Source organism: Glaciimonas sp. GNP009, from assembly GCF_054343755.1.
Window position 1 is genome coordinate 4553736 of record NZ_JBTGUV010000004.1, and the last position, 19609, is coordinate 4573344.

General features: G+C 50.6%; 23 protein-coding genes. 15 read left to right on the forward strand and 8 right to left on the reverse strand.

All coding sequences use genetic code 11. The features are described from left to right. Positions 1-212: 212 nt before the first annotated feature. The 9 genes from mdcA (at position 213) to mdcH (ending at position 8394) form a co-directional block, all read left to right on the forward strand. Positions 213-1874, forward strand: a complete 1662-nt coding sequence (mdcA, locus tag ACXX82_RS20940) for a malonate decarboxylase subunit alpha (protein WP_458563630.1) — start codon at positions 213-215, stop codon at positions 1872-1874. Next, positions 1874-2788 (forward strand): triphosphoribosyl-dephospho-CoA synthase, encoded by a 915-nt coding sequence (locus tag ACXX82_RS20945; RefSeq protein WP_322238065.1) that lies wholly within the window; start codon positions 1874-1876, stop codon positions 2786-2788. The genes mdcA and ACXX82_RS20945 overlap by 1 nt, the downstream gene beginning before the upstream one ends. A gap of 16 nt (positions 2789-2804) precedes the next feature. After that, a complete protein-coding gene (locus ACXX82_RS20950) occupies positions 2805-3116 on the forward strand; it encodes a malonate decarboxylase subunit delta (RefSeq protein ID WP_322238066.1) in 312 nt (103 codons plus the stop codon). An 89-nt stretch (positions 3117-3205) separates the two neighbouring features. Further along, entirely contained in the window at positions 3206-4057 is an 852-nt protein-coding gene (locus tag ACXX82_RS20955; protein ID WP_322238067.1) for a biotin-independent malonate decarboxylase subunit beta, read from the forward strand. After that, positions 4054-4920, forward strand: a complete 867-nt coding sequence (gene mdcE, locus ACXX82_RS20960) for a biotin-independent malonate decarboxylase subunit gamma (RefSeq protein WP_458563631.1) — start codon at positions 4054-4056, stop codon at positions 4918-4920. The genes ACXX82_RS20955 and mdcE overlap by 4 nt, the downstream gene beginning before the upstream one ends. A 138-nt stretch (positions 4921-5058) precedes the next feature. After that, positions 5059-5457, forward strand: a complete 399-nt coding sequence (madL, locus tag ACXX82_RS20965) for a malonate transporter subunit MadL (RefSeq protein WP_322238069.1) — start codon at positions 5059-5061, stop codon at positions 5455-5457. A 12-nt stretch (positions 5458-5469) separates the two neighbouring features. Then, positions 5470-6234 carry a malonate transporter subunit MadM gene (madM, locus tag ACXX82_RS20970; protein ID WP_322238070.1) on the forward strand — a complete coding sequence of 255 codons (765 nt, stop codon included), beginning with the start codon at positions 5470-5472 and terminating at the stop codon, positions 6232-6234. A gap of 547 nt (positions 6235-6781) precedes the next feature. Beyond that, positions 6782-7471: a malonate decarboxylase holo-ACP synthase gene (locus ACXX82_RS20975; RefSeq protein WP_323507337.1), complete on the forward strand. Its 690-nt coding sequence runs from the start codon at positions 6782-6784 to the stop codon at positions 7469-7471. Beyond that, the gene (mdcH, locus tag ACXX82_RS20980) at positions 7468-8394 is read left to right on the forward strand and encodes a malonate decarboxylase subunit epsilon (RefSeq protein WP_458563632.1); all 927 of its coding nucleotides are present in this window, start codon (positions 7468-7470) and stop codon (positions 8392-8394) included. The genes ACXX82_RS20975 and mdcH overlap by 4 nt, the downstream gene beginning before the upstream one ends. Positions 8395-8759: 365 nt before the next feature. Here mdcH and ACXX82_RS20985 read toward each other — a convergent pair whose 3' ends face one another. From ACXX82_RS20985 to ACXX82_RS21010, 6 genes are all read right to left on the reverse strand, one after another. Continuing rightward, complete coding sequence (locus ACXX82_RS20985) at positions 8760-10517, reverse strand: cholesterol oxidase substrate-binding domain-containing protein (protein ID WP_458563633.1); 1758 nt, start codon at positions 10515-10517, stop codon at positions 8760-8762. 513 nt (positions 10518-11030) lie between these two features. Continuing rightward, positions 11031-11201 (reverse strand): cytochrome bd-I oxidase subunit CydX, encoded by a 171-nt coding sequence (cydX, locus tag ACXX82_RS20990; RefSeq protein ID WP_322238078.1) that lies wholly within the window; start codon positions 11199-11201, stop codon positions 11031-11033. Between the two features lie 77 nt (positions 11202-11278). Further along, a complete protein-coding gene (cydB, locus tag ACXX82_RS20995) occupies positions 11279-12421 on the reverse strand; it encodes a cytochrome d ubiquinol oxidase subunit II (protein WP_323507333.1) in 1143 nt (380 codons plus the stop codon). Next, entirely contained in the window at positions 12418-14046 is a 1629-nt protein-coding gene (locus tag ACXX82_RS21000) for a cytochrome ubiquinol oxidase subunit I (RefSeq protein WP_322238081.1), read from the reverse strand. Before ACXX82_RS21000 ends, cydB begins: the two co-directional genes overlap by 4 nt. Beyond that, positions 14033-14356 (reverse strand): cytochrome oxidase putative small subunit CydP, encoded by a 324-nt coding sequence (gene cydP / locus ACXX82_RS21005; protein ID WP_322238083.1) that lies wholly within the window; start codon positions 14354-14356, stop codon positions 14033-14035. Before cydP ends, ACXX82_RS21000 begins: the two co-directional genes overlap by 14 nt. Positions 14357-14358: 2 nt before the next feature. Next, complete coding sequence (locus ACXX82_RS21010; protein ID WP_323518641.1) at positions 14359-15024, reverse strand: GbsR/MarR family transcriptional regulator; 666 nt, start codon at positions 15022-15024, stop codon at positions 14359-14361. Positions 15025-15119: 95 nt separating this feature from the next. Between ACXX82_RS21010 and ACXX82_RS21015 the strand changes: the two genes are divergently transcribed. The 4 genes from ACXX82_RS21015 (at position 15120) to ACXX82_RS21030 (ending at position 16589) form a co-directional block, all read left to right on the forward strand. Then, positions 15120-15317: a hypothetical protein gene (locus ACXX82_RS21015; RefSeq protein ID WP_458564060.1), complete on the forward strand. Its 198-nt coding sequence runs from the start codon at positions 15120-15122 to the stop codon at positions 15315-15317. After that, a complete protein-coding gene (locus tag ACXX82_RS21020; RefSeq protein WP_322238087.1) occupies positions 15233-15589 on the forward strand; it encodes a type II toxin-antitoxin system RelE/ParE family toxin in 357 nt (118 codons plus the stop codon). Before ACXX82_RS21015 ends, ACXX82_RS21020 begins: the two co-directional genes overlap by 85 nt. After that, the gene (locus ACXX82_RS21025) at positions 15582-15905 is read left to right on the forward strand and encodes an XRE family transcriptional regulator (protein ID WP_322238089.1); all 324 of its coding nucleotides are present in this window, start codon (positions 15582-15584) and stop codon (positions 15903-15905) included. The genes ACXX82_RS21020 and ACXX82_RS21025 overlap by 8 nt, the downstream gene beginning before the upstream one ends. Before the next feature lie 447 nt (positions 15906-16352). Then, positions 16353-16589 carry a hypothetical protein gene (locus ACXX82_RS21030; RefSeq protein ID WP_322238091.1) on the forward strand — a complete coding sequence of 79 codons (237 nt, stop codon included), beginning with the start codon at positions 16353-16355 and terminating at the stop codon, positions 16587-16589. Between the two features lie 62 nt (positions 16590-16651). Here ACXX82_RS21030 and ACXX82_RS21035 read toward each other — a convergent pair whose 3' ends face one another. Further along, the gene (locus ACXX82_RS21035) at positions 16652-17071 is read right to left on the reverse strand and encodes a hypothetical protein (RefSeq protein WP_322238093.1); all 420 of its coding nucleotides are present in this window, start codon (positions 17069-17071) and stop codon (positions 16652-16654) included. Between the two features lie 166 nt (positions 17072-17237). Continuing rightward, positions 17238-17564: a hypothetical protein gene (locus ACXX82_RS21040; RefSeq protein WP_322238095.1), complete on the reverse strand. Its 327-nt coding sequence runs from the start codon at positions 17562-17564 to the stop codon at positions 17238-17240. Between ACXX82_RS21040 and ACXX82_RS21045 the strand changes: the two genes are divergently transcribed. Together ACXX82_RS21045 and ACXX82_RS21050 are read left to right on the forward strand one after the other, a co-directional pair. Then, positions 17563-18711, forward strand: coding sequence for an ABC transporter substrate-binding protein (locus ACXX82_RS21045; RefSeq protein WP_458563634.1), 1149 nt, complete (start codon positions 17563-17565; stop codon positions 18709-18711). The two genes, ACXX82_RS21040 and ACXX82_RS21045, sit on opposite strands and share 2 nt — an antisense overlap. An 18-nt stretch (positions 18712-18729) precedes the next feature. Further along, positions 18730-19602 carry a branched-chain amino acid ABC transporter permease gene (locus tag ACXX82_RS21050; protein WP_322238099.1) on the forward strand — a complete coding sequence of 291 codons (873 nt, stop codon included), beginning with the start codon at positions 18730-18732 and terminating at the stop codon, positions 19600-19602. Positions 19603-19609: the final 7 nt, after the last annotated feature.

Genomic DNA, 19609 nt, shown 5'->3' on the forward strand with positions numbered 1-19609 from the left:
GGCACCACCGTGACTGGGTGGATGCGAAGTCATTTCGGCGTTAAAGATGATTTATATTCATCGTTTTTTTATTGATTAATGTGCCATGCTGCTAGAGCCATATTAACGTGAATTCATTACTGTCAGAGTAATAAAATCACTTTAAAGTTGATTGAAGTGCAGCGTGCAGTGGACTAATGTCTCTAACACGATGACTGAATGCTGGAGCAAAGATGCAAGCCCAACGAAAGCTTGACCCGCAGTGGAGCAAACGCCGTATTGAAAAACACCGTCGCCTCGCCTTAGTAGCACATCTGGCTGATGGCCCCGTTCTGCGAACCGCCGATATCGTACCCGCGCTACACGCCCTGATCTCTTCCGGAGATCGTGTTGTGCTTGAGGGAAACAACCAGAAGCAGGCCGATTTTCTTGCCCGTTCGCTGGTCAAAATAGATCCGACCAAAGTAAGCAATCTGCATCTGATTATGCCGAGTGTCAGTCTGCCTGAACATCTTGATTTGTTTGAGCGCGGCATCGCTCGCAAGCTCGATTTTGCGTTTGCCGGTGCACAAAGTTTGCGGATATCGCAGTTGTTGCAGGATGGCGTTTTAGAAGTTGGCGCGATCCATACTTACGTTGAGCTGTACGCGCGGCTGTATGTTGATCTATCGCCAAATGTGGTGATGGTCGCTGGTTTTAAAGCCGATCGTCAGGGCAATCTATACACCGGATCAAGTACGGAAGATACGCCGGCCTTGGTCGAGGCGGCAGCCTTCCGCGACGGTATAGTCATCGCGCAAGTTAATGAAATAGTCGACGATCCTGCTGATCTGCCGCGTGTTGATATTCCCGGGTCATGGATTGATTTTGTGGTCCAGGCCGACAAGCCATTTTTTCTTGAACCTTTGTTTACAAGAGACCCGCGCCTGATCAAACCGGTGCATGTGTTGATGGCGATGATGGCGATTCGAGGCGTGTACGAGCGCCATCAGGTGCAATCGCTGAATCACGGCATCGGTTTCAATACTGCCGCGATTGAATTGATTTTGCCGACTTATGGTGAAAAATTAGGGCTTAAAGGGAAAATTTGCAAAAACTGGACATTAAATCCACATCCAACGTTGATCCCGGCGATTGAGTCTGGTTGGGTTGAAAGCGTCCATTGTTTTGGTGGCGAGCTTGGGATGGAAAATTATGTTGCGGCAAGACCCGACGTATTTTTTACGGGCAAGGATGGTTCGATGCGTTCCAACCGGGCTTTGTGCCAGTTGGCGGGTCAATACGCGGTCGATCTGTTTATTGGGTCGACGCTGCAAATGGATGGTCTGGGTAATTCGTCCACTGTGACGCGTGGTCGTTTGACCGGCTTCGGCGGCGCACCGAATATGGGCCACGATCCTGGCGGTCGGCGTCATCCCACTCCGGCTTGGCTCGATCTGATCGAAACCGATGATCCATTGGCACGCGGCAAAAAACTGGTTGTGCAAATGGTCGAGACGTTCCAGGGTGGCGGTCAGCCGACCATTGTGGAAACGCTAGATGCGGTCGCAGTTGGTAAAGAGTCGGGGATGCCGATTGCGCCGATCATGATTTATGGCGATGACGTGACGCACGTGTTGACCGAAGAAGGCATCGCCTATCTGTATAAAGCGCGCTCGCTGGAAGAGCGCAAGGCGATGGTAGCGGCGGTGGCAGGCGTGACGCCGATCGGCATGCATCACGATCCGGCGACGACGGCAAAATTACGTAGAGATGGTCTGATTGCGCTGCCGGAAGATATGGGCGTCAATCGTAATGAAGCCACGCGCTCACTTTTGGCGGCAAAGAGTGTTGCCGACCTGGTGACATGGTCGGATGGGCTGTATGAACCGCCAGCAAAATTCAGGAGCTGGTAATGATTGCCATCGCTGACCTCACACATTTGTCGACAATCTCCGACAACCGCCCCAAGGCGGGATCAGTTGTAGTGGAGAAAACATTCGCCGAACGTCTCGCAGATCTGGTGGTGTCGGCATTGGTCGATGAGGTAACGCTGACACCAAAACCCGGTTTGGTCGACATGCGCAGTCGTGGTGCGCATCGTGATCTGAACTGGGGCTTGATGTGTCATTCCGCTTGGGTGTTGCATCCCACTTTTTATGCGATGGCAGTTGCCGGTGAGACGATCACCGATCCCAGCCGATTACGTGAAGAGATCGGTCGTATCGGGCGTGACGGCGAGATGCAGATGATGGCGGCGACGGGTGGCGTGAATACGCACCGTGGCGCGATCTGGGCGCTTGGCTTGCTAGTGACGGCGGCGGCACAGGATCGGCAGGCGTTAACGGCTAGTGCAGTGGCGTCGCGTGCAGCGATGATGGCCCGCTATCATGATCAGTTTTCACCGATTGTTACCGGCAACAAGGGTGAGCAGGCTTGTCGCACTTACGGTGTCGGCGGTGCACGGGCACAGGCGCAAGCGGGGTTTCCTCACGTAATCGATGTTGCGTTACCCGCACTCAACTACTGGCGCATTCGTGGTGAGGGCGAAGACGCCGCACGGCTCAATGCATTACTTGCGATTATTGCCAAACTTGACGACACTTGCGTGCTGTCACGCGGCGGGTTAGAGGCGTTAGTCGCGATACAAACCGGCGCGCACACAGTATTGCGATTAGGCGGCGCTGGCAGTCTGGAAGGAAAAGCGTGCCTGCAAGCGTTTGAAGCTGAGTTGCTTGAACGCCATATTTCTCCGGGTGGTGCAGCCGATCTGTTAGCGGCAGCCTTATTCCTGGATCAATTGAAAAAAGAATTTCCAGCACGAACCTGAAAAAAAGAGACAACAAATGGAAAAGATTTCGTATGAATTTGCCGCTGGTGATCCAGCCACGGCAAGGGTGTTGACCGGAGTGGTTGGTTCAGGTGACCTGGAAGTATTGATCGAACCCCCGCACGTTTCACATCGAACCGGCATCACCACGATCCAGGTCAATACTTCGGTGGATGGCATGAACAACGTATGGGAAGCATTATTGCGACGTATTTTCACGGCAGCGTTATTGCCCGCCATGAAGATCGACATTAATGATTTTGGCGCAACGCCGGGAGTAGTGCGGTTACGCATTGAACAGGCGTTTGAAGAACTCAGACAAGTTTGAGTCATTGCAAGGTGCGCTTTTGGCGCCGTAATGATGAATGCCCAACCCTCGATGACCGCTACGCGAAGGTATATAAAGGTAAGGACCAGATGAACATAGAACAACTATTAAAGCGCGACAGCTTTATTGAACTGACAGCACGTGACCGTGCGCGCGCGCTGCTGGATGCCGGTTCGATGCGGGAACTGATCGGCCCGTTTGATCGGATGACTTCTCCCTGGCTGGCAATGCAAGGCGTGGTGACGCAATCGGACGATGGCGTAGTGGTCGCCAAAGGAACCTTCGACGGTCAACCGTATTTGGTGCTCGCGATTGAAGGTGCATTTCAGGGCGGTAGCATGGGCGAAGTTGGCGGTGCCAAGATAGCCGGAGCGTTGGAATTAGCGGCGGAAGACAATCGCAACGGGATTCCGACCGGTGCCGTGATTCTTTTTGAAACCGGCGGTGTGCGATTGCAAGAGGCCAATCTGGGTCTTGCCGCAATTGCCGATATTCATTCTGGGATTGTTGATCTGCGCCGCTACCAACCAGTGATCGGTATTTCAGCTGGCACGGTTGGTTGCTTCGGCGGTATGTCTATTGCCGCCGCGTTGTGCAGTTATCTGGTCGTGACACAAGATGCAAGAGTCGGATTGAATGGCCCCGCCGTGATCGAACAGGAAGCTGGAATCGCAGAGTACGACTCTCGCGACAGGCCATTCATCTGGAGTTTTACCGGCGGTGAGCAACGTTATCACTCGGGTCTGGTTGACGCTTGCATTGACGATGACAGCGCTTTGATGCGGACCACCGTGAGAGATTTGATTGCACGCGGCCGACCTGCAAAAAATCGTAGCGAACGCTATCAGGATTTTCTGGCCTGCCTGGACAGTGTCGATGCCAGTCTGCAAGCGACGCCGGAAATGGTGCGCAATATTTATCAGAAGGGATTGTCATCATGAAAGCAGTCGTCCAGTTAGAAGAGTCGCCAGCAACGCATAGAACGGATAGAACGCATAGTCGCGGCTTGATCTGGTTTCAAAAACTGACCAATAATGCGCCGATTAATCCTGGCTATGCTGCTTCCGTACTAGTCGCCGATGCAGATCTTGCTGGACAGCGCGCACGTTACATCGCTGTCGTACCCGATCCTGAAAACCGCTTTCCCCGCGTTCGCAACGGCGAGGTTGGACTGGTCGAAGGCTGGCAATTGGGCCGTGCTGTGCAAGAAGTGATTGATGCCGATCATGCCAACCATACAAAAACGCCTATCGTCGCCGTCATTGACGTTGCTAGTCAAGCTTATGGTCGGCGAGAGGAGGCATACGGTATCCATCAGGCCTTGGCGGGCGCAGCGGGCGCATATGCCAGTGCGCGACTGGCGGGTCATCCTGTTATCGGTCTGATAGTCGGCAAGGCCATGTCCGGCGCATTTCTAGCCCACGGCTATCAAGCCAATCGATTGATAGCGATCGATGATCCTGAAGTGATGGTGCACGCCATGGGTAAAGCATCGGCGGCGCGGATTACATTGCGTTCAGTTGAAGCAATGGAAGCCTTTGCAGCCAAAATTCCGCCCATGGCTTATGACATCAAAAGCTTCGCATTGTTGGGATTATTGTCGCAAAGTTTGACGTTGCAACATCCCGATAATCCCTCTGTTGAAGAATTGAAGATAGTGCAGCAAAGCTTGCAAGCGGCACTCGAAAGTATTACATCCGATCCTGTCAGGGATCTCAGCAGCCGTTTGAACGCAAAAAATAGGCAAGCCTCAGCAAAGGTGCGCGAGATGTTACGTGCGCAGTGGAAGGGAGACCGACCGTAACTGGAAAAACACACCAGCCTATTTTCAATCTGTCCAAATAGATAAATATAAAAATACTTTGTGCAAAATGCAGGTCAAGGGCTGCCATCAGCGTGTAGCTAATTCAGACCAATACTGAAATTATTTAAGGAGACAAACATGATTATTTATGGAACGGCTTTATTAGCCATTTGCCATTTGCTCGGTATCTTTCTGGGCGATTTGTTGGGACATTTGATCGGCGTCAAAACCAACGTCGGTGGTGTCGGTATCGCTATGCTGCTGCTCATTTTCGCTCGACTATATATGCAACCACGTGGACTTTTACCAAAGCCAACGGAGGCCGGTGTCGGCTTTTGGTCGGCTATGTATATCCCTGTAGTGGTGGCGATGGCGGCACAACAAAATGTAGTTGCTGCGTTGCGCGGCGGTCCGGTAGCGCTGATTTCGGCATTTGGTGCCGTTGCTCTTTGCGCTTGCTGTATTTCGCTGATCAATCGGATGGAACCTCAGACCGATACAGATCCCTTTGCAGTTGAACCAGTGCCAGCGGCTTAAAGGGGAGACATCATGCTAGCAATTTTTGAAAAAGCGTTGCAACAGAATGGATTGATTACCGCCTTTGCTGTAGTTGGTATCATCGTGCTGATATCCGGTTATATTTCGCGCAAGCTGACTTTCGGTCGCGTGCATGGATCAGCCTTTGCGATTCTCATTGGCCTCGTGCTGGCGTATTGGGGCGGCCTGCATACCGGCGGCGAAAAGGGATTAGCAGATATTTCTCTTTTTAGTGGAATCGGCCTGATGGGCGGTGCCATGTTGCGTGATTTTGCCATCGTCGCAACCGCATTTGAAGTACAGGCGACCGAGGCGCGCAAAGCCGGTTTGATCGGCGTGGTGTCATTGCTTCTTGGGACGATCGTGCCGTTTATAGTCGGTGCCAGCGTCGCCTATGCTTTTGGCTATTCCGATGCGGTTAGCATGACCACTATTGGGGCGGGCGCGATCACTTACATTGTCGGCCCCGTTACTGGCGCAGCGATAGGTGCTAGTTCTGACGTGATGGCATTGAGCATTGCTACCGGCCTGCTCAAAGCCATCATGGTCATGGTTGGGACTCCAATTGCTGCACGTTTTTTAGGTCTCAAAACACCACGATCGGCAATGGTATTTGGCGGTCTGGCTGGCACGGTAAGTGGGGTCTCCGCAGGATTAGCGGCGACCGACCGACGTCTGGTTCCGTATGGTGCGCTGGTGGCGACATTCCATACCGGTATCGGCTGTCTGCTTGGTCCATCAGTGTTATATTTTGCGGTCAAAGCTTTGATGGGGTAGAGTCAGGAATTAAGAATTAAAGTAGCCATCAAGCGAGAGCGTATTGACATATAAAGCTTATAGATGAGGTTAGTACAACTAAATCATATCCAATATGAAGGCTGTTGTTGACCTACCCGTCATTGGCGCTGCCAAATGTTTTAGTCATCAGGCGGGAATTGTTGGGAAACATGTTTGAGCCAAAGGCGAGTTGGTTTCTCAACCCGCATGATGACTAAAACACTTGGGGCCCCGACCAACGGGAGGGCAGCGCCTCTGCGGTCGCCTTCTTTTTGGTTACTTTATCTTGGCGAAGCAAGAAAAAGTGACTGGCTATCGGGCCACCCCCGATCAGCATCCACGGAGTACCAACCGTTTCAATTATCGACGAACCGAAACCGTAGCAATAAATTCTATTAAGTAATTTTTAAATCAACATTAGAATGTCAATACAACCAAGTATGAAATATATATTGTCTTAGATTACCCCAATCGTATTTTTATACGGTTGGGGTAAAAACGACTGATTCATCTTTTCATTCATTCCACTGATCGCCTAATTGTTGTGATGCCAAACCAAATTACTCACAATGGAAGCAAGACCACACCGCGACCGCATGATCTGTTATGGATCACCGGGGTGGAAGGACTCGCGACGGATCAGTTGTTACCAACCTGGGCAACCGCCGAGTGGTTGGCTGTTGCGCCGGTGGTGATACGCCGCGAAACTGTTACTGATTGCGCATGGCTGCCGGTGGGTTTGCGTGGCACAACACGGAGCGAACGCTTTAAGGCGCTGCTATCGGTAGATGCGATAAAACATTGCGTGCAGCCCGAGTTTTTGGTGCAGACCGAAGCGTGGAATATTCACTCGCAATTTGGCGCGTTTCCCGCAGTGAAGACATTGGCCAGTATGGCATCTTCTCTGACCAATATGGGTTTGCATTGGGGACCGACCGGCAGCGTAGGCTTTGCGCTGGCAACGGGATTGTCTGTCTTGCGGGATGAAAGCGATCTGGATATTGTTTTGCATGCACCGTCACCGATATCTCCCGAAAAAATGTCCTTATTGCAAGATATACTTGATTCTCAAATGTGCCGTATTGATTTGCAAATCGATACCGGTTCGGGCGGCTTCGCTTTTGCTGAATGGGCGGCTGGTCGCAAGACCATTTTGCTGAAAACCGGTAACGGTCCTGTTCTGACCGCTGATCCGTGGTCAGAAAGTCATCAACTCGATACTCACCGCCTGCCATGAGCGTGCTGTTCACGTTTCCCGGGCAGGGCGCACAAAGATCCGGCATGCTACACGCGCTTCCTCGCGAGCCAGAAGTATTGCGCACGCTGGAAGAAGCCTGCATCGTCCTTGGTAGTGATCCTTTGCTGCTCGATAACGCCGCAGCGCTGACATCAACCTACGCAGTACAGCTTTGCTTGCTCATCGCGGGCGTCGCCATGGCACGTGTTTTTGTAGCGCATCATGCGGGACCGGATATGGTGGCCGGCTTATCGATAGGCGCATATCCAGCAGCCGTTGTTGCCGGTATTCTCAATTTCGATGACGCGGTGCGGCTGGTACAGCGGCGCGGTCACTTGATGGAGAGCGCCTATCCAGTGGGCTATGGCATGGCGGCGATCAGTGGAATCGATCGTTATCAACTCGCTCCCATTATTGCGAATATTCATTCGACAAAAACCCCCGTTTATCTCGCTAATTTGAATGGACCAAGACAGAACGTCATCTCCGGTTCGGAGGAAGCGATGCAATCAGTGATGACTCTGGCGTTGGTATCAGGTGCGACCAGCGCAGTAAGGCTAGCGGTGAACGTTCCCTCCCACTGTGAACTATTCAATCCGGCTGCGCTTGATATGCAAGATGCTTTTTCTAGTTTAAAAGTCAGTCGACCAACACTGACGTATCTGAGTGCCAGCGCCACAAGGGCGCTCTTCGATCCGACAATGATCGCCAGCGATCTGGCCAACAATATGGCAACGCAAGTGCACTGGTCGGAGACAGCAAGACTGGGATGGGAACGCGGTGCGCGCCTAGCAATAGAGATGCCGAGCGGGACGGTATTAACCAATCTGACGACGCCTTTGTTCACAGAGGGTTTGGCGATTGCCTGTGAAAATAATCGCCTCGATACGTTGCTGGCGTTGGTTGCACGTGAGCGTGGTTGATTTAAAAATATAGGTCGTATTTATTGTTGAGGCGCTTTGTTTGGTGGCGGTAAATTCCACAATAACGTCTTGGATCCAAACTGCACTTCACCCTTAAATACGATAACTGCATCCCACTGGGCTTGCGTCCGCATATCCATCGTCTGAATGGACGCTCAGGGTCGGTACGCGGTACGGTTAGAGCAGTCTACTTCTGCATGATGTGCATTCCGTCTGTTGAAAATGACAGCAGTGATGAAGAATAAAAAAACGTTGCGCAAACGACGCATTGCGCAACGAAAAAAAGTACCGCTTTTGGCTATTTTCGTCGATGTGACGGAAATTTCAGCTATGTGGACGTTACCCTTGTTTGTAAAACATTCAGGCTAAATACTTAAACTATCGTGCAATGCTGATGAGAAAATGCGATACGGATCGTGCTTACTCAAACCTGCTTTGGCCGTGTCCCAATTGCTTGCGGACGACTGCCCCACTCTGAAGGTATTTGGAACCGTGGTCTGCAGCGCGAGAGGGTCCGACCAGGCCGATTGGTCCGAGTATCCCCATCCTTTTGACCATTCTGGACGCACGCTGGCGTAACTGCCGCTGTAGTTGGCGTTTATCCATTGTTCGATCTCCCGATAAAACCGATTCGCATATGGCGTACCTGGGAAGGTCAGAATATCGAGCCAGACAGCTGTATCCCACTCAGGGCGATCCGGGCGTGGACGCAATGCGGAAAGAATAGGCGATACGCCGTTCGAAGAAGGAACGTCATTCGGATTATCCAGACCGGTAACGCGTATCTCGACCGGACCATTCATCGGAAAGCGATGCATTTGTTGGTATGCAGCAAGACGATTCTGATAAAACGTCGTGAACTCGTTGATCACACGCTGAACATTTTCACGCTTGGTCAGCACTGCATACCCGTTGGCAGTGACATGCAATGTAGTGGGCCGAACGTATAACAAAAGATTCTTCGACCATCCCCATAAATCCCACGAAACCGTCGTCACCAACCCTGCCGACGCGGCGGCGTATTGAACATTGCCATAAGACGGCGTCATTCCTCCCTGTCCCAAAGTGACGATTTTATATATCAGCTCACTCACCGAATCAGGAATATTGTCCGAGAAGGTGTAATTGAACGGTTGCGTCGTCAATCGCGATAAAAAAGGTTTATTCGGCGACACTGTCCAGACCTTTACCCAAGGTTTGCTGGTGAACGGAAACCAGATTGCTTCGACGCGCCCGGCACTATCCAAAAAATTGGAGAAGGAGCGACCGCTTGAGGCCACCGGCCCGAACAATTCAGTGGCAGGAATATTGAACCAGCTCTGGCAGCGAAGGCGCTGATTTTGTGATACTTGCAGAGTTACTTCGACAATAAATGCACGGCCGATATGCACCAGCAAAGCAGCAATCTCTGGATCGCTCCGGACAAATTCTCTCAAAACATAACTGCGGCTGTCGTCGTCATATACCACTGCGGTCAACGCCAGGATCAAATTTGCCACCGAACCGTAAGTGCCGCCAGCCAGTGGCTTTTCACCCTTGGCAGGTACACCTGTTCCATGGCCATCAATAGCCAATACGCCACCCAGGGTTATATCGCCCGGTGCGGGTGTGGCGGTCATCCCCAGCCCGGCATTTTCTAACGCCATCAACAGCGCCTCCATCGTGATGCCAGTTTGCGCTGTCACTTGCGGCGTAGGACCCGATTGATCGATGCTGACTGCGGTCAAATGAGCGGTCATATCAAGCATTACCACGGCTGGAAACTCCACGTCGGCGGCAATGCTCAACGGCGACCAATTGTGCATCATGCCACGGGGACGAATTTTATACGCGTTATCTTTGGCCCAGTTAGCGATCTGGACCACATCGTCTGGACTGAGCGGGGAACAGGTCCAGATGTCATCGACCTTGATATCTCCTGCCCAGTTTCGAAAGGTCTGTTTATATAAGGAAATGCCGGGTGGAAAATGTGCAGGCACGCTGCTTGTCGCTGCCTGCGCGGCACGTATTCGGGCTAGCGGCAGCCAACCTGTCAATGCACCTACAGTTGCAATTTTGGCGGTACTCAATAAAAAATCTCGACGCTCTGACCTCACTTTTTTTTTGCCTTCTTTTGAATCCATTTTCTAATCCTTTGCATAATTTGTTGATCATGAATTGAGCAAAATTTTTCTAAGCCTTGCTACTTTCACGCGGAGCAGGAATAGAAAATCGGCGTAGTTCTGAATAAATTACCGCATGGTTCATACCCTCCCCAATGGTGCTCTTTACATGTCGTCAGGACCTACGCAAATCCGCACTAGCGGCGGTGTGCTTTCCTTGTGCACGTGCCTGTTGTCTGCGTTGGCACGTCATGCGGGACGCGTTTGAACAAGTCCCTATCGCATCAAATAATAGGCGTGATTGTTGCGTGACGGACGGTGTGTGAAGGGGAAATAGGGGAATTACTTAGGGATCAAAAGAAGGAGAAATATGAGCGTTTTTTTATTGCGGTATACCACCAATGTGGTGTCCAATTTTTATTGGACACGCAAGTTAAGAGGATTGATCCCGACTTATCCGATGAGGATTGTGATATGTGGAGAGAGTCAAGGAGTCGGCACGCCATTTTGGATGGCTTTTTCTGCCGACATCGACTATTTTTTTTGCAATTTGCTCTCTTCCTCTTTCGCCGCATCTTCAAAACGTCCACGTGTCGTGTCTTCATCGCGGCTGCCAAATGCATAGTTGGACTCTAGCCACATCACGTTGATGATGCCGAAGGCGAGTGCCAATCCAACTCCTAAAATCCATGCGAAATACCACATAACTTCTCCTTTTTTTCCTTACTCCTATTTTAATCATAGGAGTAAGGAATGTTAGTAACCAACGTTAGCAATCAATATTAATAAGCAGTATGTTCGTTATCGTGAATATCCTGAATGGTCACCTTGCCGCGCATGATGCGATATACCCAACTGGTGTATAGAATGATGATCGGCAGCATGATGACGACGACCCAAAACATAATGCCCAGCGTCTTATAACTTGAAACTGCATCCCAGACCGTCAAGCTGCTGCCGGGATCGAGTGAGGAGGGCATAACAAATGGAAACATCGCTGTGCCGGCCGTTAAAATAATACACGTCACCGCGACACCGCTCGATAGAAATGCTGGCAATGCCTTTCGAGCTAGACTACATATTATGCACAAGAGTGCCGCGACGACAGCAATGACAGGAAACGCCCAGGTTACCGGCCATTTTGTATAGTTGTCCATCCAGGCACCCGCAGCTGTAACAACGGTTTTGGCGGTTGGCATGAACGCGCTGTTGGCATCTGGCATGGCGGTGATGCGATAGCCATGGATGCCGGTGGCGATCCAAAAGCCGCCGATGACGAACAGTACGATAGTGACCAAAGCTGCGCCGATAGCAATTTTGCTTGCGCGCAGTGCGATCACGTCTTCCGTTTTAGTCTGCAAAAAACCAGCGCCGTGCATGACCAGCATGGCGATGCTGAGAACGCCTGACAATAGGCCAAATGGATTGAGTAATCCAAAGAAGCCGCCAATATATTCGACCCGCATGGTGTCGTCGTAATGAAAGGGGACGCCCAATAATAGATTGCCGAAAGCAACCCCAAAAATCAGTGCGGGCACTAATCCGCCAGCAAACAGACCCCAATCCCAAAAGTTGCGCCAGCGCGGATCGGCGATTTTGCTCCGATAGTCGAATCCAACGGGCCGGAAAAATAAGGAAAATAGTAATAACATGAGGGCGACATAAAATCCGGAAAAAGCCGCTCCGTAGACCAGTGGCCATACTGCGAACAACGCGCCGCCAGCGGTGATGAACCAGGTTTGATTGCCTTCCCAAGTGCTGCCGATAGAGTTGATGACAACCCGCCGTTCGGTATCGGTCTTGCCGATAAACGGCAGCATGATACCGACGCCAAAGTCAAAACCGCCGGTCAAGGCGAACCCGACCAATAGCACACCGACAAAACCCCACCAAATAATTTTTAATGTTTCATAGTCGAAAATCATGGCGTTTTCCCTTCAATGACCAGTTTAGGGTCACGGTCAGTATTTTTTACGGCGGTGTTCGATTGGATTTTTTCCAGAATCTCCCAATGATATTTGCCCGTGTGCAGACTACTTGGGCCGCGTCGTGCGTATTTCACCATCAGGATCATTTCGATCACGAACAAGAAACTGTAGAACAGCAGGAAGCCAGCCAGACTGAAATACAAGCTCGAAGGTTGCAGGGTCGAGGCCGATAAATGTGTGGGTAAAATACCCGAAATGGTCCACGGTTGACGGCCGTATTCAGCCAACAGCCAGCCCAGTTCAATCGCGACCCAAGGCAGTGGAATACTGTACATTGCCAGTCGCAACAGCCAGCGTTGTTGGGCAAGTTTTTTCCGTATCAGAAAATAGAACGATGTAGAAAAAATAAACAGGAACAGGATGCCGAGCGCGACCATCAAACGGAATGACCAGAACATCGGCGCGATTTTAGGAAAGGTGTCGTTGACCGCCATCGCAATTTGTTCGGGCGTTGCATCCACCACGGCTGGCGTATATTTTTTCAGCAGCAGACCAAAACCCAGATCATTTTTGAGCTTATCAAATGCTGCAATGGCTTCTGGTGATTTGTCGCCGGATTTAAGCCGCGTCAGCGCAGCGTAAGCCAGCATGCCGTTACGGATGCGGACTTCATGTTCCTTTTTTAAATCAATAATGCCGGTAATTTGTTTGTCGACCGAACGGGTGCCAATCAGACCCAACACGTAGGGAATTTTGACTGCGTAATCAGTACGCTGCTCCTTCTCATTGGGCCAACCAAAGACCGTGATCCCGGCCGGTGCTGGTTCGGTATGCCACTCGGCTTCCATCGCCGCCATTTTGACTTTGTTGACTTCACCTGCGGTATAACCTGATTCGTCACCGAGGACGATAACCGATAAAGTTGCGGCCAGACCGAAACCCGCAGCAATCGCAAATGAGCGCAGTGCAAACGCGGTGTCACGACCTCTTAGTAGATAGAAAGAAGAGATGCCCAACACAAACATCGATGCGGCAACATAACCGGCTGAGAGCGTGTGCACAAACTTGACCTGCGCCACCGGATTGAATATCACATCAATGATACTGGTCAGTTCCATCCGCATAGTGGCGTAATTGAATTCCGCGCCAACCGGATTATTCATCCATCCATTGGCGATCAAAATCCATAGGGCTGAAAGGCTTGAACCCAGCGCCACCAAAAAAGTGATGAACAGATGCTGGACCCTTGATAGACGATCCCAGCCGAAGAAAAACAAGCCGACGAAAGTCGATTCAAGGAAGAACGCCATCATGCCTTCAAGCGCCAAAGGCGTGCCGAAAATGTCACCTACGTAGTGTGAATAGTAGGACCAGTTGGTCCCAAACTGGAATTCGAGCGTGATACCGGTGGCGATTCCCATCGCAAAGTTAATGCCGAATAATTTGCCCCAAAAGCGGGTCATGTCTTTATAGATCGGACTACCAGTCATCACATAGACCGACTCCATAATCACCAGAATCCAGGCGAGGCCGAGAGTAAGAGGGACGAACAAGAAATGGAACATCGCAGTGGCAGCAAACTGCAGCCGCGATAGATTGACTACTTCATCAATGGGAATCATGAGGCGCCTCGGATGTGGGAGAGGGTGAGTTTGAAACAGAGTTGGATGATGACTGCGCTGGCGGCATAGCTTGCGTCACGTCTGTCGGCGCTGTCAGCTTGGTAGCTGGTGGGAGTGTCGAAGCAGGGCGATTGGTCAAAAAATGTTGTTCCACCAGAGCGGTTGGCATGCGCATTTTTTTGGTTTGCGGCTCTGAGAAAAAAAGCTTCCACAGAACAAACAGAAGCGCTAATTTGATGATCACAATTATTGTGATTTCAACCGCGAGCGGTAATCGAGACCAACGTTTTTGAAAAATAAAAGAGGCCATCTCTATTCTTTCCTGTGAACGTCAGGAGGAGTGATCTTTCCTTTTTCCTGTTCTGTCACCTTGTCTAGCTTGGTTTTTTTTGCGGTGGGCGAAAGGCGAAACTTATCCCGCACATCGAGCAACTTGCCCACTTTTGATCCCATTTTCATCAGGGATGCCAGCGTTTCCGGCGATAGCCGTTGCACATCATCAAACCACGAGCTTGATAACTCAATCAAATCATACATCTCGCGCATTCTTTTTTGGGCTTCTTTATCGGATGCCGATGATGGATTTTCTAGCAACGCATCGCGCAGCATCGAGAGAGTCGGCTCAATCTCGCGGCGACGACGCTCTTCTAGCAAGGCCTTAAAAATATCCCAAATATCTTTCGGCGGCTCAAAATACTCACGCCGGTCACCTGGTCGATGCAACAACTTCACCAGCCGCCAGGATTGCAATTCTTTCAATCCCATGCTGACATTTGAGCGAGAAAATGAAAGATAGTCGCCAATTTGATCGGCATTCAATGGCTGGCCAAGAACATAAAGTAGCGCATATATCTGGCCAACTGTCCGGTTAATACCCCAACGACTGCCCATCTCACCAAAATGGGAAATGAAACGTGACGTGAGAGGTGTCAGCGGCGTGAGTTCGCTTGCGCCCAAATCTGTAGAGTTCAATGGCATAAAGTTAAGTAAAGGAGAGTTTAGATTTTTGAATTTTCAGTAATTACTGAAATGTATGATAAATCAGGAAGATTTGCAAGTGGGGCGATTGAAGCGTGAATAACGTAAATATCTCTCTGTTGAATAATTTTATGGAGCTGCCGATGCCGTTAGTTGCGGAATATGCACTTGACGGCATATTCACTGAAGGGCATACTTTTGGCATTACATGGGAAATCGAATTTACAATGAGTTTGGAGCGTGGTGGGATGGACTTCGCGATGATGAGCAAGCTTCCGTTCGGGCAAGTGTGAGGCTGCTCGGAGACTATGGACCCAGTCTCCGATTTCCGCATTCGAGTGGAGTCAATGGATCACGGCATAGCCACATGCGCGAGCTTCGTGTCCAACATGCTGGTCGGCCATATCGATTGCTATTTGCTTTTGACCCTCGCCGATCCGTAATCCTATTGTTGGGTGGCGACAAGACCGGCAACCGCTGGTATCACGATAATGTGCCGATTGCCGATCGATTGTATGGCGAGCATTTGGAATTACTTAGAAAGGAAGGGCTGATTGATGACTAGGAAATTTTCGGAGCTTGAAAGTAAGATGTCGCCGGAGTCGCGTGCGCGTTCCGATGCGATCTACCGTCAACTTGTGGCGGAACTTCCTCTTGCAGAATTGCGCCGTGCGCGTGGTTTGTCGCAGAAAACGCTTGCTGGCGTGCTGCACGTTGATCAGGCCAGCATTTCTAAAATGGAGCGCCGCACTGACATGTATATCTCCACGTTGCGCAGTCATATTGAAGCGATGGGCGGAGAATTGGAGATCGTTGCCCGCTTCCCCGACGGTACAGTGAGGATCGCTAACTTTAAGGGTATCGAGCAGACGACCTCTTAAAATCGTCTAGGAAAGCAAATTAGCCCAAGTTGCGCCGGATTAGCCGACTAGATGTTTCTATAGATGCTGGCGAAGCGGTTTGGCGCGTGCGTAAATTCGTGCTTTGCGGCAGCTTGTCTGCCATTAATTGGCTCATTACTATTCTGCTCGATAGGTCATTACTACTTTGGCCTAACACACGCTTGCATGTTCATCAAAACTATTAGATACTCAAAAAATCCCTGAAAAAGAAGGGAATCGGGTTTAGTCGCCTGAATTATCCAAAGCGCACAGACGGCGCAATGCCGTTTTTTTTCGTGCGTATGCCTTGTTGCGCCTTCTTGGGGCGGCAATGGTTGGGAGGCTTCGGCCTGCCGATTGCTTTGGATATCGGTCGACTAACCCGGCTATTTGCCGCCCACCCGTTTAGTCGCGGGAGCGGATTAAACAATATCCAAGAAAACCAAAATGCCAACACACGCTCAAGCAAGCACCGTAAAAAATATCCATATAGTCGACAATCTCACGTTACTACATTGCCGTACCTCTGCGATCCTCGCGACCCTTTCAATGGCGTTTGACAGCCAGCAAGACGGACTGCCGAAAACAACCGTGCAAGAAGTCTTGGAAGTGGCCCAAGATATTCTTAAAAAAGCGCAAGAGGAAGTGACTGCACTCCAGGTGCGCATCACACCACTAGGCTAACACCACGGAGCGCCATCCGAGGATGGTGCCATTCGGCGTAAAAAGAAACATAACGCCGTGGTTTAGTCCGGTAACGCCGCATCAATCAGCAGATCCGCCGACATGAGCCGAATCCGATGATCGACAAAATAGCCTCCCGCCTCGGTATAACGTAAATAGAAGCGGCCGCATGTAAGGCAGCGCGTCACATTGCAGCGGTTGTAAGGGAAAAACCGTGGTGCGATTGGCGCGTCCGGCGATTCATAACGCGTGCCGGCCGGATGAAATTCGACAAACGTGGGTTCGACATAAGGATCTTCAAATAGCGTCCCGACCACTTCAAACAGTGCCTCGTCGAGCGATGGCGGCACAGTTTTCCAATCGACAACATTTTCTGGTCGACATTGGCAGGGTATGGTGGCGTTAACAGACATTTGGGACTTTCCGGACATTTTTGTCATGTCGGTCAAGCTTGCAAAATCCAGCACGACGGGATTTTTCATATCAATCTTTCTTGTTTTCCAAAATGCAACGATACCAATATTGGGGCGAATGTTTGGCCGACCTTTGGCTCGTTACTTCCCAGCTGGTTGTCGACTTATTGCGGCATTGTTACCACATTATTCCTGAGTTATTGGCTGATTTCCCCGATTGTCACAGCTAACCGCGTTACACGGCAAGCAGTTCTCCCGCAATTTTTATCGCTGCGATGTCGGCTACATCTAAAAATAAAAACGTTATCGGATTAAGGAAATGCGAATGCCCACTTTGGAAAAAGCGAATCCGGAGGCGCTTGTATTGCTCTATGATATTTTTGAAATACAGGATTATGCAACGCGGGCTTCGCAAAAATTCATCATGACTTCTCAAAAGATTGACGCTGAAGTGCGGTGAAAAACGGCAGGCTTGCGCAAAAACTGACAACATAAAATCATAATAATGAAGCTTAATCGTGCTAAAGGTGGTGCGATTCAAACTAAACCAGGAGATAGACATGCGCATTTTTGGACGAATTTTTACGGTCGGCTTGAAGGTGGCGGTTTTAGCCTTAGCATTATCTTCGGCATCCGCGACAGTGCAGGCACAAGACGTGACGATTGGCGCTTTGTTTCCAATGAGTGGCTTGAATGCATCCTACGGCGATATTTTTAGTTCAGGTGCCAATTTAGCCGTATCCCATATCAATGCGGACAATATGCTTGGCGGCAAACTAGCGATTCAATATGAGGACAGTCAGGGACTTCCGCAGCAAGGAGTCATCGGTATGAACAAATTGGTCAACGTACAGAAGGTCCCTTACGTTCTTTCTGCATTTACTGGCGTATCCAAAGCGATTTCGACCATTGCCTCGCGCACTAAGACGGTCGCTGTTAATGGCGGTGGCGTCGGTCCTGATCTGGCGGAATTGGGTCCTTATTTCTGGAACACGATCCCGTTGGCAAACTTTGAAGTTCAGGCGATGACGCCGTTCCTTATCAACGAACGTCATCTAAAACGTTTCGTCCTCGTATATGTCGACGACCCATTAGGGCAATCGATTCGTAAGGAGATGGAGGCGGCCTTGACGGCCGCCGGTGGACAACTCATGGAATCACTTTCGGTTCCTGCCTCTGCGCAGCAGTTCAGCGGCATCGCTGCCCGTGTGCGCGCCGCCAATCCTGACGTGGTGTATATCGCGTCGTACGGTTCGCAGCAGTTACAGATAATCAAACAGTTCCGCGACAACGGAATCAAACAGCAACTGGCCAGTTACAGCGCATTTTCGGTGCCTGAAATCAATGCACAGCCAGAAGCACTCGGTTCTTTGTACACCACGCAAAAGATTGATTGGGCTTCAAACGATCCTGTCACCAAGCGCTTTGTTGAGGACTACAAGAAAAAATACGGCAAGATGCCAACTGCCTATATTGCCAACTATTACAACGCAGTGCGCCTGTTTGCATTGCTGGGACAGCAATTACATCTAAAAGGCAAGCCGATCACCGGCGAGAATTTGTTAGCCCAACGTATCGAAACCAAAACCTTCGATCTGGTCGGCGGCAAGGTCACCATTAACGAAAACGGTACGGTGATCACCCCAATGCAGATTAATGAAGTCGATGGCAAAGGCGGCAAAACTGTCGGCGTAGTTGCGGTCAAGTAACAGAAAAGGATCGCAGTCATGCTGATATTACAGCTTTTGATTAACGGTCTACAGGTGGGTGCATTGTATGCACTCATTGCTGTTGGCTTCTCGCTGATTTTTGGCTCAACCAAGATATTTCATTTTGCGCACGGCTCGGCGTTCACCATTGCAGCCTACGTATTTTATGATTTGTATTCGGTGGTGCAGAGTCATTGGATTGTGGCGCTAGGCGGCGCCATCTTTGCGGCGGTGCTGTTTGGGATTTTGCTGGATCGGTTTGTATATGCACCCATTCAGCGTCATGAAGGCTCGTTTTTCACCTTGTTCGTGGCTTCGTTCGGCGTCGGTATCGTGGTTCAAAATGTGATCGGTATCATTTTTGGACGTAGTTTTGTATCGATCAGCACGCCGCTTAGCCGCAGTATCGAGATCGCGTCTGGCCTGTTTGTATCGCCGCTATCGGGCATCACCATCATTTGTGCGATCGTGATTTTTGGTGGATTGCAATATTTCCTCATGCGTACCCATGTCGGTATGGCTTTGCGTGCCTTATCTGAAAATCCTGAGCTGGTACGGACTTATGGATTAAGCCCACGTCGCTTGTCGACCATCGTATTTGCGCTCGGCTCTTTGATGGTGGTTCCGGCGGCGATTATCAGCGGTGCCAGTTCGGGTCTTAATCCTGCCATCGGCCATCACGTGATGCTCATCAGCCTTGCTGCCACCATTGTGGGCGGGGTCGGTAGCCTGCGCGGCGCGGCGTGCGCTGGACTGTTACTCGGCTTGGCAGAAAATCTGGCACTGGTTTATTTCGAACCGCAATGGAGCGAGGCGGTCACGTTCATCGTGCTGTTTCTGTTCATTCTGTTCCGTCCCTCGGGCTTTTTCGGTCGCGCAATTACATCGTAAGGTGCTG